Below are 15,239 nucleotides of genomic sequence, written 5' to 3' on the forward strand. Positions count from 1 at the left end.
CGCCGTCCTCCGTCCCGCGGCCGCACCGTCGCGCCCGCTCCGCTCCGGACGCTACTCCGGTCGCCCGTCCGCGTCACCGTCGGATCCGCCCGCGGCGCCGCCGACCGCGAGCCGGTCTCGCGCGACCCGCATCCGCGGACCGGCCTCCTGACGCTCCGCGCCGACGCGTGTGCCGGACCGGCCCGCACGTTAGGCTCGACCCCGATGCGAGGGGTGCTGCTGTGAGGGACGAACGCGGAGACGACGGCTCGAACGAGGGGCTCGGCGACCGCCCGACCCGGCGGAGCCCGCGGCAGGCGCCGCACGCGCTGCCCGCGGCACGCGTCGCCACTCCGGTCCTCACGCCCGTCCGCCCCGTGCGGCGCCGCCGGGGCCGTGTCTTCCGCGCGACCGTCAGCACGGTCGCCCTCGCCGCCATCGCGGGCCTCGTGGCGGTCTCCGCGCTCCCCGCCTACTCCTTCGACCCGGCACCCGATTCGCAGGCCGCCGTCGAGGCCGCCGCCCGCGTGCAGGCGCTCGGCAACCAGAAGCTCACCGTCGCGGCGACCGCGGTCCAGGAGCAGGTCATCCGCGACTCCTTCACCGCACCGACCCAGGCCCAGCTCGACGAGGCGGCCGCCCAGGCGCGCGCGCTCGCCGCCGCCGAGCAGGCCGCCCGCGACGCCGAGACCGCCCGCCTCGCCCAGGAGGCGCAGGCCGCGGCAGGCACGACCGGCGCGGACGGCGCCGCCGCGGGCAGCGGCGGCACCAGCACCTCGGTCACGCCCCGCGAGGAGGGCGACGACTACCCCTGGCGCGACCAGCTCACCGACGACCAGGGCGGCGGCCTCTCGCCGCTGCGGTACTACTACCGCGAGTGCGTCGACTTCGTCGCCTGGCGGATCAACCGCGACCAGGGCTCGACGAGCGCACCCTTCAAGTGGACCTGGGGCAACATGACCCCGGGCGGGGGCAGCGCCTACGCGTGGGCCGGCCAGTGGGCCTCCCACGGCTGGGTGACCAGCAGCACGCCCGTCCCCGGCGCGGTCGCCTGGTTCACCGGCAACCACGTCGCGTACGTGCAGGCCGTCAACTCCGACGGCACGGTCTCGCTCGAGGAGTACAACTGGGGCAACGACCACGCGTACCACAAGCGCACCATCCCGGCCTCCCAGGTCGCCCTCTTCCTCTACCCGCCGAGCTGATGACCAGCGCCGTCGGCATGGCCGTGGCGCAGTTCGCCCCCTCGACGGACCGGGAGGCGAACATCGCGACGATCGGGCGCCTGGCCCGGATCGCCGCCGAGCGCGGCGCGAGCCTGGTGGTGCTGCCGGAGTACAGCTCCGCCTTCACCGATCCGCTCGGGCCCGAGCTGGTCGCGGCGGGCGAGGCGCTCGACGGCCCGTTCGTCACGGCTCTCGCGGCCCTCGCGCGCGAGCTCCGGATCCACCTCGTGGCGGGCATGGTCGAGGCGGTGGACGGGCGCCGCATCGCGAACACGCTCGTCGCGCTCGACCCCGAGGGCGCGCTCGTGGCCCGCTACCGCAAGCTGCACCTGTACGACGCCTTCGGCCAGACCGAGTCGGAGTGGGTCGCCGCGGGGGAGATCGCCGCACCCGAGACGTTCGAGGTCGGCGGCCTCGTCGTCGGGCTGCAGACCTGCTACGACCTGCGCTTCCCCGAGGTCAGCCGCTGGCTGGTCGACGCCGGGGTCGACGTCATCGCGGCACCGGCCGAGTGGGTGCGCGGCCCGCTCAAGGAGGCGCACTGGCGGACGCTGGTCACCGCCCGCGCGCTCGAGAACACGGTGTACCTCGTCGCAGCCGACCAGACCCCGCCGATCGGGGTCGGCACGAGCATGATCGTCGATCCGATGGGCGTCGAGACCGTCACCCTCGGCGAGGTCGAGGATGTCGCCGTCGCCTGGGTCTCGCGCGAGCGGATCGACGCGGCGCGCGCGAAGAACCCCGCTCTGGCGCTGCGGCGCTTCCGGGTGCTGCCGCTCTGACCGCCCCCCCGGCCCGACGGCGCCGGGCATCCGACCGAATCCGCTGAGGCCGGCTCCTCAGCGCGCCATGCGGGCGAGGCCCGCGACCGCGGTCTCCAGCACCTCGAACCGCTTGCAGAAGGCGAAGCGGACGAGCGAGCGGTAGGGAGCGGCGTCCTCGGGGCGGCAGAACGCCGACACGGGCACCGCCACCACTCCCGCGAGATCCGGGAGCGCCCGGCAGAGCGCGACCCCGTCGTCGTAGCCGAGCGGTGCCGCGTCCGCGACGACGAAGTAGCCGCCCGAGGAGGGCGCGACGCCGAAGCCCGCAGCAGCCAGGCCCGCCGACAGCAGGTCCTTCTTGGCCGCAAGAGTCTGCGCCGCGCCGGTGAAGAAGGCGTCCGGGAGCCCGAGCCCGAGGGCGACGGCCCCCTGGAACGGCGAGCCGCTGACGTAGGTGAGGAACTGCTTCACGGCGAGGACGGCCGTGATCAGCTCGCGCGGGCCCGTGACCCAGCCGATCTTCCAGCCCGTGGTGCTGAAGGTCTTGCCCGCCGAGGAGACGGAGAGCGTCCGCTCGAAGGCTCCGGGAAGGGAGGCCAGCGGGACGTGCGGGGTGTCGAAGCGCAGGTGCTCGTAGACCTCGTCCGTCAGGATCACGGCGTCGTGCCGCTCGGCGAGCCGCACGATCAGCTCGCGAGTCTCGGCCGGGAGGACGGCACCGGTCGGGTTGTGCGGGTCGTTCACCAGGATGACGCGCGTGCGGTCGCTCACTGCGGCGGTCAGCTCGTCGTGGTCGACCGCGAAGGAGGGGCCGCGCAGGAGCACGGTGCGATGCACCCCTCCGGCGAGGGCGATCAGGGCTCCGTAGGCGTCGTAGTGGGGAGTGAAGGTGACGACCTCGTCGCCCGGCTCGAGCAGGGCCAGCAGAGCCGCGGCCAGGGCCTCGGTGGCGCCCGTGGTGACGAGGACCTCGCCGTCGGGGTCGAGGGAGATCCCGGAGAAGCGCAGCCGGTGCGCGGCGATCGCCTCGCGCAGGACGGGGAAGCCGGGACCCGGCGGGTACTGGTTGAGCCCGGACGCGATGGCGTCGCGCGCGGCGTCGAGGATCTCGCGCGGGCCGTCCTCGTCCGGGAAGCCCTGGCCGAGGTTCACCGCTCCGGTGCGCAGGGCGAGCGCGCTCATCTCGCTGAAGACGGTGGCGGCGACCTCGCCACAGGGGCCGAGGAGGCCGGCGCCCGCCGCGGCGCGCGACCAGGATCCGGGAATGCTCACGTGCCCAGTGTGCCCGCTCGAGCAGTCCGGCCGGTTTCATTTCCCGCTCGCAGGCCCGTCATAAGAAACCCCCAGGTACGATCGCCAAGCTATCCCCGCTTGGAAGGAGCAGCACCCATGACCGAGAGTCACGAGGGTCCTCGTCAGCCGGAGGAACCCACCACGCCGACGGAGTCCGGCGCCCGAGAGGCGACCGAGCGCACCCCCGGCGAGAGCTCCGGAGCGTCGTCCTCGACCACCGGGCCCACCGAGCCGATCCACCGGGGCGGAGCGCACCGCGAGAGCGAGAACCCGACCGTCCCCTACCCCTCCTCCTCGGCCCCCCAGCCGCCGTACACGCCGAACGCGACGGCCGGCAACGAGGCGCAGCCCGTCTCCCAGCCCGCCCGCTACGGGCAGTACGCGCCGCCCGCCGCGAACACCCTGCACGGCTCCGAGGAGCCGCCCTCCTCGAGCCCCTTCGGCCCGGGCGCCGAGTACACCCCCGCCCCCACCGCCACGAAGCGCCGAGCCGGAGTGGGCGTCGTCGCGGCGCTCGCCATCGGCGCGGTCGTGGGCGGAGTCGCGGGAGCCGGCGTGTTCGGCCTCTGGTCCGCCTCCAACGGCGGCGGGACCCGCGTGGTCTCCGCCGGCGGCGCGCAGACGATCACGGTCAACAACGCCGAGGACGCGACGACCGCCACCGCGGTCGCCGCCAAGGCCACTCCGAGCGTCGTCACCATCGCGGTGAGCGGCAGCTCGTCCGCCGGCACCGGCTCCGGCATCGTGCTCTCGAAGGACGGCTACGTCCTGACCAACACCCACGTGGTCACCCTCGACGGCGAGATCGCGAACGGCGCCGTCTCGGTCACGACCAGCGACGGCCGGATCTTCGACGCGACCGTCGTCGGCACCGACCCGACCCTCGACCTCGCCGTCATCAAGCTGACCGGCGCGACCGACCTCAGCCCGATGACGTTCGCGGACTCCACCAAGATCAATGTCGGCGACACGGCGGTCGCCATCGGCGCCCCGCTCGGCCTCTCCGGCACCGTGACCGACGGCATCGTCAGCGCGCTCAACCGCAGCATCCAGGTCGCCTCCTCGGCGGCTCCGGACGACTCGGGCGACAGCTCGAGCGGCGGCACCGAGAGCCCGTTCAACTTCGACATCCCGGGCCAGCAGGCGCCGACCCAGGCGAAGAGCACCATCTCGCTGCCCGTCATCCAGACCGACGCGGCGATCAACCCGGGCAACTCCGGCGGCGCGCTGCTCGACAGCGACGGCGAGCTGATCGGCGTGAACGTCGCGATCGCGAGCGCCGGCCAGTCCTCCTCGAGCGGCCAGTCCGGCAACATCGGAGTCGGATTCGCGATCCCGAGCGCGATCGCCGAGCGCATCGCGAAGGAGATCATCGCGAACGGCTCCGCCTCGCACGGCCTGCTCGGCGCGAGCGTCTCCGACTCGACCGCGGACGTCCTCGGCGCCCGCATCGAGGAGGTCTCCGGAGGCGGTGCCGCGCAGGCGGCCGGTCTCGCCAAGGGCGACATCATCACCGCGGTCGACAGCACTCCGATCACGAGCGCGTCCGACCTCACCGCGCAGGTCCGCGCGCAGGCCGCGAACGCCGCGGTCGAGCTGACCTACGTCCGCAACGGCCAGAGCTACCAGGCGAAGGCGACGCTCGGCCAGATGGCCGCCGGCTGACCCTCCGCCACCGCGCACAGCCCCTCGACGATCCGTCCCCGGGGGGCTGTGCTCCGCCACCGTGCACAGCCCCTCGAGGATCCGTCCCCGGGGGGCTGTTCCGCGTCCGGGCCCGGCCCGGGGCGCGGCGCTCCCCGCTGGTAGGGTGGTGGATCCCTGCGCCCGCGCTCCTCCCGCACGAACTGGACCCATGCAGCACGAGATCCCGGAAGACGACCTCTCCGACCTGCCCGGCGTCTCCTACGTCATGCCCGTCCTCAACGAGGTGGCCCACGTGCGCGCCGCGGTCGACTCGCTGCTGCACCAGGACTACACCGGCCCCTTCGACGTCGTCCTCGCCGTCGCCCCGAGCATCGACGGCACGGAGCAGCTCGTCGCCGAGCTGAGCGCGGCCGACCCGCGGATCCGCGTCGTGCCGAACGAGGTCGGCTCCACTCCTGCGGGCCTCAACGCCGCGATCCGCGCCTCGCGCCACCCGGTCGTCGTCCGGGTCGACGCGCACTCCGTCCTGCCGCCCGAGTACGCGCGCACGGCGGTCGAGGCGCTGCAGCGCTCCGGAGCGGCGAACGTCGGCGGAGTGATGGCGGCGGAGGGCCTCACCCCGTTCCAGCGCGCGGTCGCCCGGGCCTACGGCTCCCGCATCGGGCTGGGCGGCACGCCCCACCACGTGGGAGGCGAGGAGGGCCCGGCCGACACGGTGTACCTCGGCGTCTTCCGCCGCTCCGCCCTCGAGCGCGCCGGCCTGTTCGACGAGCGCTTCAAGCGCGGGCAGGACTGGGAGCTGAACCGGCGGCTGCGCGAGCGCGGCGAGGTCGTCTGGTTCACTCCGCGCCTCACCGTCACCTACCGGCCGCGGCCCTCGATGCGCGCGCTGCTCCGGCAGTTCCTCTCGACCGGGATGTGGCGGGGCGAGCTCACCCGGATGTTCCCGGCCTCGCGGTCGTTGCGCTACTTCGCTCCGCCCGTGCTCGTCGCGATGCTCGCGATCGGGCTGCTCGTCGGGCTGGCGGGAGTCGTCCAGGTGCTCGCCGGAGCCGCGCCCTGGCTCCTGCTCGGGTTCGCGGTGCCCGCCGCCTACCTCCTCCTGGTGGCGGCGGCCACTCTCGTGGTCGCGCGGCCGGACGGCGCGCGTGCGATGCTGTGGTTCGCCGTGGTCATCCCGGCGGTCCACGTGGCCTGGGGGACCGGCTTCGTGCTCGGCTTCGCCGGGCTGACCAGCAACATCTCCGCCCACCGCCACCAGCCGCGGTCCGACTCGCCGAGGGGCGCATGACCACGACGACGAGACCCCGCTCCATCGCCGAGCTGCGCGCCGTCGCGCAGCCCCCGGAGGTGCGCGGGCGCCGCAACGCCGAGCACTGGACGGCGTCGCTCTACCTGCGCCGCTTCTCGCCCTACCTGACCTGGCTGCTGCTGAAGACCTCGATCTCGGCGAACGGCGTCACCGGGCTGATGATCCTGGTCGGCTGGAGCGCGGCGGCAGCCCTCCTGATCCCGGGGATCGCCGGAGCGGCGCTGGCGCTGCTCCTCGGCCAGCTGCAGATGCTGGTGGACTGCTGCGACGGCGAGGTCGCGCGCTGGCGCCGCACGTCCTCTCCGGCGGGCGTGTTCCTCGACAAGGTCGGGCACTACACGACCGAGGCGCTGATCCCGATCGCGCTCGGGCTGCGGGCGGCGGGCGTCCCGTTCGAGGCGCCGGCGGACTTCCTCTGGACCACGATCGGCTTCGCCCTGGCCCTGGTGATCGTCCTCAACAAGGCGCTCAACGACATGGTGCACGTGGCGCGCGCGAACGCCGGTCTCACGAAGCTGGCCGACACGAAGGGCGAGGCGGTGCCGTCCTCGTCCGGGCTGGCGGGGCTTCGCCGCGCGGCCCGCTTCCTGCCCTTCCATCGCCTCTACCACTCCGTCGAGCTGACGATGCTGGCCTTCGCGACCGCCCTCGTGGGCCTCGTCGTCGGAGCGGGCACGGCCGACCGGGTCCTCGTCGGGGCGCTGCTGCCGCTCGCCCTCCTCGCCCTGGTCGGCCACTTCGTCGCGATCATGGCGTCCAAGCGTGTCCGCTCCTGAGCCGCGGGTCGGCGTCGTCGTCCTGACGCAGGGGACCCGGCCCGACGACCTCGCCGCGGGGCTGGCCGGCGTCCTCGCGCAGGAGGGCGTCGAGCTGGACGTCGTCTGCGTCGGCAACGGCTGGGAGCCGGACGGCCTGCCCGAGGGAGTGCGCGCCCTGGCGCTCCCCGAGAACCTCGGCATCCCGGCGGGCCGGAACGCCGGAGTCGACGCCGTCGCGGGGGAGTACCTCTTCTTCCTCGACGACGACGCCCGGATCCCGTCTCCCCGCTTCCTCGTCGACGCGGTCGCGCTGCTCGCCTCGAACCGCCGCATCGGCCTGGTGCAGCCCCGCGTCGACAGCACGGACGGCACCCCGAGCCCGCGGCGCTGGATCCCGCGGATCCTCAAGGGCGACCCCCGCCGCTCCGGCCCCGTCTTCTCGGTCTGGGAGGGAGCGGTCGTGCTGCGGCGCGACGTGTTCGCCTGGACGGGCGGCTGGGCGGCTCCGTTCTTCTACGCCCACGAGGGCATCGAGCTGGCCTGGCGGGTCTGGGACACGGGTCGCACCGCCTGGTACGCGGGAGAGCTCGTCGCCCAGCACCCGGTCATCCAGCCGACCCGTCACGCCGACTACTACCGGCTGAACGCGCGCAACCGCGTCTGGCTCGCCCGCCGCAACCTCGCCGCACCTCTGGCGCTCGTCTACGTGGCGTCCTGGACCGCGATCCAGTGCCTCCGCTGGCGGCGCGACCCGGCCGCCCTGCGCGCCTGGTTCGCCGGCTGGCGGGAGGGATGGCGCTCGGATCCGGGCGGCCGGCGCGTCCTCTCGGCCCGCACGGTGCTCCGGATGGCGTTCGCCGGGCGTCCGCCGATCGTCTAGCATCGGGGAATCCGCCCCCGCCGGGGCCCCCGAAAGGACGACGGTGTTCGATTCGACCCAGCTCTCCCCGCCCGAGCGCGCCGAGGCGGAGACGACCCCTGCCGGACCGGACCTCCTCTTGGCGGTTCGCGAGCGCCTCGGCGCCGTCGACGACGAGTTCTCCGGCCGCCTCGACGAGCACCTCCCGCGCCTGGTCGATCTGCTCGCCACGGTGTACGCCGGCCGCGAGGACCTCGAGGACCAGCTGGTCGCGATCGTCGAGCTCGCCGCCGCCTCCTGGGAGGAGCGGCCCGAGGAGCTCCGCGCGCTCGACCGCGCCCGCGAGCAGCACCCGACCTGGTTCCTCTCGAACAAGGCTCTGGGCGGGGTCTGCTACGTCGACCGCTACGCGGGCGACCTCGAGGGGCTGCGCGCCGAGATCCCGTACCTCCGCGAGATCGGCCTGAACTACCTGCACCTGATGCCGCTCTTCGATGCGCCCGAGGGCGAGTCGGACGGGGGCTACGCGGTCTCGAGCTACCGGCGCGTGCGACCGGACCTCGGCGACATGGAGCAGCTCCGCGGGCTGGCCTCCGAGCTGCGCGAGCAGGGCATCGCACTCGTGGTCGACTTCGTCTTCAACCACACCTCGAACGAGCACGAGTGGGCGCAGCGCGCGCTGGCCGGCGAGCCGCGCTTCGAGGACTACTACTGGATCTACCCGGACCGGGAGCAGCCCGACGCCTTCGAGCGCACGACGCGCGAGATCTTCCCGGACGACCATCCCGGCTCCTTCGTTCAGCTGGAGGACGGGCGCTGGGTCTGGGCCACGTTCCACCGCTACCAGTGGGACCTCAACTACTCCAACCCCGAGGTGTTCCGGGCGATGGCGGGAGAGATGCTCTTCCTCGCCAATCAGGGCGTCGACGCCCTGCGGATGGACGCGGTCGCGTTCATCTGGAAGGAGCTCGGCACCACCTGCGAGTCGCAGCCGCAGGCGCACCTGCTGCTGCGGGCGTTCAACGAGGTCTGCCGCCTGGCCGCTCCGGCGCTGCTGTTCAAGTCCGAGGCGATCGTGCACCCCGACGAGGTGATCGAGTACATCGACGTCGAGGAGTGCCAGCTCTCGTACAACCCGCTGCAGATGGCGCTCACCTGGGAGGCGCTCGCCACCCGCGACGTCCGTCTCTTCGCGCAGGCCCTCGAGCGCCGGCACGCCCTCCCCGAGGGCACGGCCTGGGTCAACTACGTGCGCGGGCACGACGACATCGGCTGGACCTTCGCCGACGAGGACGCCGCCGAGCTCGGGATCGACGCGGCCGGCCACCGCCGCTTCCTCAACGACTTCTACACGGACCGGTTCGACGGCACCTTCGCCCGCGGAGTGCCGTTCCAGGAGAACCCGCGCACCGGCGACCGCCGCGTCTCGGGCACCACCGCGTCCCTCGCCGGAGTGGAGGCGGGCGACGCCTACGGGATCGACCGCGTGCTGCTCGCGCACTCGATCGCCCTGAGCACCGGCGGGCTGCCGCTGCTCTACCTCGGCGACGAGGTCGGCCAGCTCAACGACCACGGCTACCTCGACGACCCGACGACGGCCGGCGACTCGCGCTGGGTGAACCGGCCCCGCCGCCCCGCGGAGCGCTACGACGAGCGCGAGGTCCCGGGGACGGCCGCGAGCGAGGTCTTCGGCGGGCTGCTGCACCTCATCGCCGTGCGCAAGGCCGTGCCGATGTTCGCGGGCACCGAGCTGAGCGTCTTCGACCCGGTCAACGACCACGTGCTCGGCTACCAGCGCCCCGGCGACGGGGAGTCGGTGCTCGTGCTCGCGAACGTGTCGGACGAGGTCCAGGAGGTCGCGGCCGAGCGGTTCGGCGGGTTCGCCGCGGAGGCGGTCGACCTGGTCACCGAGATCGCGGTCGACCTGCGCGAGGGCTTCCGTCTCGCGCCGCTGCAGTTCGTCTGGCTGAGGGTGACCCCGGCCTGATCGGACCGCGCGAGGCCCCCGGCGCGGGGGCCGTCGCCGGTACCCTGGGGCGGATGACTCCCGCTCCCCGCGCCCTCCTCGCCCGCCTCCGCACCGACGCGCGACTCGCGCGCAAGGTGGGCGGCGAGCTTCTCGCGGCCCGCCGGGCCCGCCACGCGGTGACCCGGCTGCTCGCGGAGCGCGGGCCGCTGCCCGAGGGCCGGTTCGAGATCGGCGTCTACTTCGCCGACGGCGACATCAACCTGTACCAGCTGCGGCAGTGGTACCGGCCGCTGGCCGAGCTGGCGGAGACGCATCCGGTCGTGCTCCTCAGCCGCAACGCCGGCGCCGCGGAGGTGCTGCTGCGCGAGAGCCCGGTCCCCGTCGCCTACGTCCGCTCCGTCGCCGACCTCGAGAGCACCATCGCGAGCCAGCCGCTGCGGATCGTGCTCTACGTCAACCAGAACGCCCGCAACTTCCAGATGATGCGCTACGGGCGCCGCTGGCACGTCTTCGTCAATCACGGCGAGAGCGACAAGATGTACATGACGACGAACCAGTTCAAGGCGTACGACTACAGCATGATCGCCGGGGACGCCGCCCTGGCCCGGCTGCGCCGCGTGCTCTGGGACTACGACTTCGACAGGCGCGCCCTCGCCATCGGCCGTCCTCAGGCGGACCACTTCGCCGGCGCCGTGCCGTTCACGCCCGACGAGCGCCGCGTGGTGCTCTACGCGCCGACCTGGGAGGGCGACCGCCCCGCCGCGGGCTACGGCTCGATCCGGAGCCACGGCACGGCCCTCGTGCGCGGGCTCCTGGCCGACCCGCGGTTCCGGCTCGTCTACCGCCCGCATCCCCGCAGCGGCGCGGTCGACTCCGACTACGCCGCGGCCGACCGGGCGATCGTCGCGATGATCGCCGCCGCCAACGCGGCCGATCCGCGCGCCGGTCACGTGCACGACACCGGTGCCGAGCTCGGCTGGCAGCTCGCCGCCGCCGACCTCGCGATCCTCGACGTGTCGGCGATGGTCTACGACCGGCTGGCCACGGGGCGCCCGCTGCTGGTCACCCGGCCCGTCAGCGCCGAGGCCGAGGTCGACGAGAGCGGCTACCTCGGCGACGCGGAGTGGCTGCACGCCGAGGACGCCTCCGCGATCATCGCGCGGATCGACAGCGCCGAGCACGATCCGGAGTCGGTCGAGCGGCTGGAGCGCTGGGTGCACCGCTACTTCGGCGACACGTCGCCCGGAGCGGCCACGCGGCGCTTCCACGAGGCGATCGAGCACCTGCTCACCGAGTGGGAGCGGCACGCCGCTCTGCACCGGGGCGACGGCGCGGTCGACGACCACGATCCGGAGGGCTGAGCGGGCGGGAGCACCGCTCGAACGGCCGCGTCAAGGGTGGGCCGGTCGCCGGGCGGCCTCCCGGCGCCCCGCTACGCTCGTCCCATGATGACCCCGCGCGCCTTCGCCCGCTCCCGCCGGCGCCGGTCGGCACCCGCCCAGCCCGCGGTCGAGCCGGACATCGTGGTCTCCGCCGACCCGGAGAAGCCGGTCTTCACGATCCGCTCCTTCCGCATCGGCCTGTTCGGCGCGCTCGGCGTGCTGGTGGCGCTCGTCCTGGGCGGCCTCGTCGTGCAGCTGGGCACGGTGCTGACCTACATCTTCGTGGCGCTGTTCTTCGCGCTCGGCCTCGATCCGCTGGTCTCCTGGCTCGAGAGCAAGCGCCTGCCGAGGCCGCTCGCGATCACAGCGGTATTCGCCGCGGTGGTGCTGATCTTCGCCGGCCTGCTGGTCTACATCATCCCGATCCTGGTCGAGCAGCTGACGATTTTCGTCACGAGCGCCCCGCAGATCGTCACCGACATCGCCTCGCAGCAGTGGGTGCTCGACCTCGAGCAGCAGCTGCGCGGCGTGATCGACATCGACGAGCTGATCGAGAGCGTCCAGAGCTTCATCGGCAACCCCAACAACCTGCTCTCGCTCGGCGGCGGACTGATCGCGGTCGGGACCGGGATCGCCAGCGGCGTGACCGGCGCCGTCATCGTGCTGATCCTGACGCTGTACTTCCTCGCGTCGCTGCGCTCGATGAAGGCCGTCGCCTATCGCTTCGCCCCCGCCTCGCACCGCGCGAAGGCGCACGACGTCGGCGACGAGATCACTGGCGCCGTGGGCCGCTACGTGGTCGGCCAGGTCTCGCTCGCCGGCGTGAACGGCGTGCTCACGTTCATCCTGCTGCTCTCGATCGGCGCCCCGGTGCCGGCGCTGCTGGCCTGCGTCGCGTTCCTCGGCTCCCTGATCCCGCTGGTCGGCACTCTCTCGGGTGCCGTGATCATCTCGCTCGCCTGCCTCCTGGCCTCGCCGCTGACCGCGCTGGTCGCCGCGATCTACTACCTCGTCTACATGCAGGTCGAGGCGTACCTCCTCAGCCCCCGCATCATGAACAAGGCCGTCTCGGTCCCCGGTGCGGTCGTCGTGATCGCGGCGGTCGCGGGCGGCACCATCGCGGGCGTGCTCGGCGCCCTGGTCGCGATCCCGGTCGCGGCATCGGTGATCATCGTCGTGCAGAAGGTCGTCTTCCCCCGTCAGGACGCCAGGTAGCGGACCGCACCGCGACGGCCGGTCCGCTCAGCGCCAGGGCGGCACCGCGCCGTCGACCGCGGCGCTGAAGCGGCGGACCGACTCCGGGACCGCGACGCCCTCCTCCGCCGGCACCGGCGCGAGCGTGCGGGTGACCAGGGGCACGACGCCCGCCCAGACCCCGGCCTCCGGCTCGTCGCCCGCGCCGTGCGCGCGCACCTTCAGGCTCGCCTCGGCCAGGGGGAGGCGCAGCACCAGCGTGGCCGCGATCTCGCGGGCGGTGCTCGCTCGCACCTCCTCGTCGCGCCCCGGCAGGAGGCGTGCCACCAGCAGATCGAGGGCCCGCGCCTTCTCCTCGCCCTCCAGCACCTCGGCCCGGCCGATCACCATCGCCGAGCGGTAGTTCATCGAGCTGTCGAAGGTGGAGCGGGCGACGACCAGTCCGTCGACCAGCGTGACGGAAGCGGTGAGGAGCGAGTGCCGCGCCGCCTCCCGCAGCAGTCCTCCGCCGCTCGACCCGTGCAGCAGGAGGGAGTCGCCGTCGCGGGCGAAGAGGATCGGCAGCACGATCGCGGCGCCGTCCCGCACGACGGCGACGTGGGCGACGAGCGCCTCGTCGAGCAGGGCGTGCAGCTCGGCGGGATCGGTGCGCTGGCGGTCGCGGAGACGGGAGACGCGGGTGCGGTCGGTGACGGGGAGGCTGTCCATGTCGGAATCGTCCCGCGCCGACTGGATCTGCCAGGATGCCACTGGGCCGCGATCGGAGTGGTCCAGAGCGGAGCGGTCGATGGCGTCGGGCGATCTGGAGATCCCGCTCCTCCTCGGGCCGTCGCCGCGCGGCTCGGTCCGCGCCGGGCTCGCCGAGGCGCTGCGCCAGGCGGTGCTGGACGGGCGCTACCGGGCGGGCGATCCGATCCCGTCGAGCCGCGTGCTCGCCGAGCGGCTCGGCGTCTCGCGGGGCTCCGTCGTCGCCGCGGTGGATCAGCTGGTGGGGGAGGGCTACCTCGTCGCCCACCCGCGCGCAGCGGTGACGGTCGCCTCCGACGGACTGCTGGCGCCGGCGCCGCAGGAGCCGCGGCCGGAGTCCCGGGAGACCGTCGTCCCGCCCGCCGCGGCGGACCTGAGGCCGGGCCGGCCGGACACCCGCGCCCTCGACACCCCGGAGTGGCGGGCCGCCTGGCGCCTGGCGCTCGCCTCGCCGCCCTCGGCGCCTCCTCGGGGTTCCGGGGACCCGGCCCTGCGGGAGCAGATCGCCGAGCAGCTGCGCCGGTCCCGCGGCGTCGACGTGCAGGCGTCGGACGTGGTGGTGACCAGCGGCACCGCGGGCGCCGTCGCGCTCCTGGCCCGCGCCGCCTCGGCCTCGCTCGGACGCGAGGTGCGCGTCGCCGTCGAGGACCCCGGCTACCCGGCCGTCCGGCGCCGCCTGCGCGCCGACGGGCACGAGGTCGTCGGCGTCCCGGTGCGCGGCGACGGCATCGACCTCGACGCTCTCGCGAGCTCCGGCGCGGACGTGGTCGTCGTGACTCCGTCGCACCAGTACCCGACCGGCGGCAGGCTCGCCCTCGCCGAGCGCCTGGAGCTGGTGCGCCGCGCGTCGGCCGGCCCCCTGCTCGTGGTGGAGGACGACTACGACAGCGAGTTCCGCTACGTCGGCGCCCCGCTGCCCGCGCTCGCCTCGCTCGACTCCGGCGGCGGAGTCGCCCATGTCGGGTCGTTCTCGAAGACCGTCTCGCCGTGGCTCCGCATCGCCTACCTGGCCGTTCCGCGGGCGTCCTGGCTGCGCGCGGCGCTGGCGGGCCTCGACGACGAGAAGGACGCCTCCGCCTCGGGTCCGACGCAGGCGGCGCTCGCGCAGTTCATGGCGAGCGGGGCGTTCCGGAGGCATCTCACGCGCTCGAGACGGCGCTACGCCCACCGCCGTGAGCTGGTCCACGCATTCGGGGAGTCGGTGCCGTGGGGGCGCGCGAGCGGACTCGACGGGGGTCTGCACGTCGTCCTCTCCCTGCCCGCGCCTCTGGACGCGCACGCCGTCGCGGCCGCGCTGCTCCGGGAGGGACTGCTCGTCGCCACTCTGCACGAGTACGCCCTGTCGGGACGGGCCGCGACCGAGGCGCTGGTCCTCGGCTACGGCCATGTCGGCGACCTCGAGCTCGCTGCGGCGCTGGACCTCGTCGACCGGACCGTCCGCGCGCTCGCCGCCGGGGCCGTCCGTGGTATCCCTGGAGGATGACCCGCGACTCCGCCCTGCACATCACCGACGATCCCGACGCCGACGCGCTGCTCAGCCGCGACCCGCTGCTCAGCCGCGACCCGCTGGCGCTGCTGATCGGGATGCTCCTCGACCAGCAGGTCGCGATGGAGACGGCCTTCTCCGGGCCCCGCAAGATCGAGGAGCGCCTCGAGGCGGAGGGCGCCTCGTTCGACGCCGCGTCGATCGCGGGCTTCGACGAGGACGCGTTCTCGGAGCTCTGCCGGACTCCGCCCGCGATCCACCGCTACCCGGCGAGCATGGCGGGGCGCGTGCAGGTCCTCTGCCGCGCTCTGGTCGACGACTGGGACGGCGACGCCGCGGCCGTCTGGACGCGGGACGAGCCCGACGGCCGCACGGTCCTCGCGCGTCTGAAGGCGCTGCCCGGCTTCGGCGAGCAGAAGGCGCGGATCTTCCTCGCCCTGCTCGGCAAGCAGCGCGGATTCCCGGGGGAGGGCTGGCGCGCGGCCGCGGGCGCCTACGGAGAGGAGGGCGCCTTCCGCTCGGTCGCCGACATCGTCTCTCCGGAGTCGCTGACGAAGGTCCGCGCCACCAAGCAGGCCGCGAAGGCCGCCGCCAAGGCGGAGAAGTAGGGCCGGGGGCGGCGG

Annotated in this window: 13 protein-coding genes; 11 read left to right on the top strand and 2 right to left on the bottom strand. The window is 74.0% G+C overall.

From position 1 onward, the window contains the following. The first annotated feature begins 221 nt into the window (after nt 1-221). Nucleotides 222-1,184, top strand: a complete 963-nt coding sequence (locus C5C55_RS05425; protein WP_104233185.1) for a CHAP domain-containing protein — start codon at nt 222-224, stop codon at nt 1,182-1,184. After that, nucleotides 1,184-1,987 carry a carbon-nitrogen hydrolase family protein gene (locus C5C55_RS05430; protein ID WP_104233186.1) on the top strand — a complete coding sequence of 268 codons (804 nt, stop codon included), beginning with the start codon at nt 1,184-1,186 and terminating at the stop codon, nt 1,985-1,987. The genes C5C55_RS05425 and C5C55_RS05430 overlap by 1 nt, the downstream gene beginning before the upstream one ends. A gap of 57 nt (nt 1,988-2,044) precedes the next feature. On the opposite strand, the gene C5C55_RS05435 is transcribed toward C5C55_RS05430, so the two are convergent. Then, a complete protein-coding gene (locus C5C55_RS05435) occupies nt 2,045-3,241 on the bottom strand; it encodes an aminotransferase class I/II-fold pyridoxal phosphate-dependent enzyme (RefSeq protein WP_104233187.1) in 1,197 nt (398 codons plus the stop codon). 117 nt (nt 3,242-3,358) lie between these two features. On the opposite strand from C5C55_RS05435, the gene C5C55_RS05440 reads away from it, so the two are divergent. From C5C55_RS05440 to C5C55_RS05470, 7 genes are all read left to right on the top strand, one after another. Continuing rightward, nucleotides 3,359-4,927 (top strand): S1C family serine protease, encoded by a 1,569-nt coding sequence (locus tag C5C55_RS05440; protein ID WP_104233188.1) that lies wholly within the window; start codon nt 3,359-3,361, stop codon nt 4,925-4,927. Between the two features lie 190 nt (nt 4,928-5,117). Beyond that, complete coding sequence (locus C5C55_RS05445; protein ID WP_181067779.1) at nt 5,118-6,200, top strand: glycosyltransferase family 2 protein; 1,083 nt, start codon at nt 5,118-5,120, stop codon at nt 6,198-6,200. After that, nucleotides 6,197-6,997, top strand: a complete 801-nt coding sequence (locus tag C5C55_RS05450) for a CDP-alcohol phosphatidyltransferase family protein (RefSeq protein ID WP_104223579.1) — start codon at nt 6,197-6,199, stop codon at nt 6,995-6,997. The genes C5C55_RS05445 and C5C55_RS05450 overlap by 4 nt, the downstream gene beginning before the upstream one ends. Next, a complete protein-coding gene (locus C5C55_RS05455; RefSeq protein ID WP_104233189.1) occupies nt 6,984-7,859 on the top strand; it encodes a glycosyltransferase family 2 protein in 876 nt (291 codons plus the stop codon). The genes C5C55_RS05450 and C5C55_RS05455 overlap by 14 nt, the downstream gene beginning before the upstream one ends. A 118-nt stretch (nt 7,860-7,977) precedes the next feature. After that, on the top strand, nt 7,978-9,825 hold the full coding sequence (locus C5C55_RS05460) for an amylosucrase (RefSeq protein ID WP_104233293.1): 1,848 nt from the start codon (nt 7,978-7,980) through the stop codon (nt 9,823-9,825). A gap of 53 nt (nt 9,826-9,878) precedes the next feature. Beyond that, nucleotides 9,879-11,168 carry a hypothetical protein gene (locus C5C55_RS05465; protein ID WP_258059840.1) on the top strand — a complete coding sequence of 430 codons (1,290 nt, stop codon included), beginning with the start codon at nt 9,879-9,881 and terminating at the stop codon, nt 11,166-11,168. A gap of 84 nt (nt 11,169-11,252) precedes the next feature. Beyond that, nucleotides 11,253-12,404 (top strand): AI-2E family transporter, encoded by a 1,152-nt coding sequence (locus C5C55_RS05470; RefSeq protein ID WP_258067485.1) that lies wholly within the window; start codon nt 11,253-11,255, stop codon nt 12,402-12,404. 27 nt (nt 12,405-12,431) lie between these two features. On the opposite strand, the gene C5C55_RS05475 is transcribed toward C5C55_RS05470, so the two are convergent. Continuing rightward, entirely contained in the window at nt 12,432-13,091 is a 660-nt protein-coding gene (locus C5C55_RS05475) for a pyridoxamine 5'-phosphate oxidase family protein (protein ID WP_104233190.1), read from the bottom strand. A gap of 79 nt (nt 13,092-13,170) precedes the next feature. Between C5C55_RS05475 and C5C55_RS05480 the strand changes: the two genes are divergently transcribed. Together C5C55_RS05480 and C5C55_RS05485 are read left to right on the top strand one after the other, a co-directional pair. Next, complete coding sequence (locus C5C55_RS05480) at nt 13,171-14,613, top strand: PLP-dependent aminotransferase family protein (protein WP_181067780.1); 1,443 nt, start codon at nt 13,171-13,173, stop codon at nt 14,611-14,613. Further along, nucleotides 14,610-15,224 (top strand): HhH-GPD-type base excision DNA repair protein, encoded by a 615-nt coding sequence (locus tag C5C55_RS05485; protein ID WP_104233192.1) that lies wholly within the window; start codon nt 14,610-14,612, stop codon nt 15,222-15,224. The genes C5C55_RS05480 and C5C55_RS05485 overlap by 4 nt, the downstream gene beginning before the upstream one ends. The last annotated feature ends 15 nt before the right edge of the window (nt 15,225-15,239 follow it).

The organism is Rathayibacter sp. AY1C2 (assembly GCF_002931195.1).
Lineage (GTDB): Bacteria > Actinomycetota > Actinomycetes > Actinomycetales > Microbacteriaceae > Rathayibacter.

What these genes read in the sequence shown, in the direction of transcription:
- C5C55_RS05430 (WP_104233186.1), top strand. Translation starts at nt 1,184, where the DNA reads ATGACCAGCGCCGTCGGCATGGCCGTGGCGCAGTTCGCCCCCTCGACG.
- C5C55_RS05440 (WP_104233188.1), top strand. Translation starts at nt 3,359, where the DNA reads ATGACCGAGAGTCACGAGGGTCCTCGTCAGCCGGAGGAACCCACCACG.
- C5C55_RS05445 (WP_181067779.1), top strand. Translation starts at nt 5,118, where the DNA reads ATGCAGCACGAGATCCCGGAAGACGACCTCTCCGACCTGCCCGGCGTC.
- C5C55_RS05450 (WP_104223579.1), top strand. Translation starts at nt 6,197, where the DNA reads ATGACCACGACGACGAGACCCCGCTCCATCGCCGAGCTGCGCGCCGTC.
- C5C55_RS05465 (WP_258059840.1), top strand. Translation starts at nt 9,879, where the DNA reads ATGACTCCCGCTCCCCGCGCCCTCCTCGCCCGCCTCCGCACCGACGCG.
- C5C55_RS05470 (WP_258067485.1), top strand. Translation starts at nt 11,253, where the DNA reads ATGATGACCCCGCGCGCCTTCGCCCGCTCCCGCCGGCGCCGGTCGGCA.
- C5C55_RS05475 (WP_104233190.1), bottom strand. Translation starts at nt 13,091, where the DNA reads ATGGACAGCCTCCCCGTCACCGACCGCACCCGCGTCTCCCGTCTCCGC.
- C5C55_RS05480 (WP_181067780.1), top strand. Translation starts at nt 13,171, where the DNA reads ATGGCGTCGGGCGATCTGGAGATCCCGCTCCTCCTCGGGCCGTCGCCG.
- C5C55_RS05485 (WP_104233192.1), top strand. Translation starts at nt 14,610, where the DNA reads ATGACCCGCGACTCCGCCCTGCACATCACCGACGATCCCGACGCCGAC.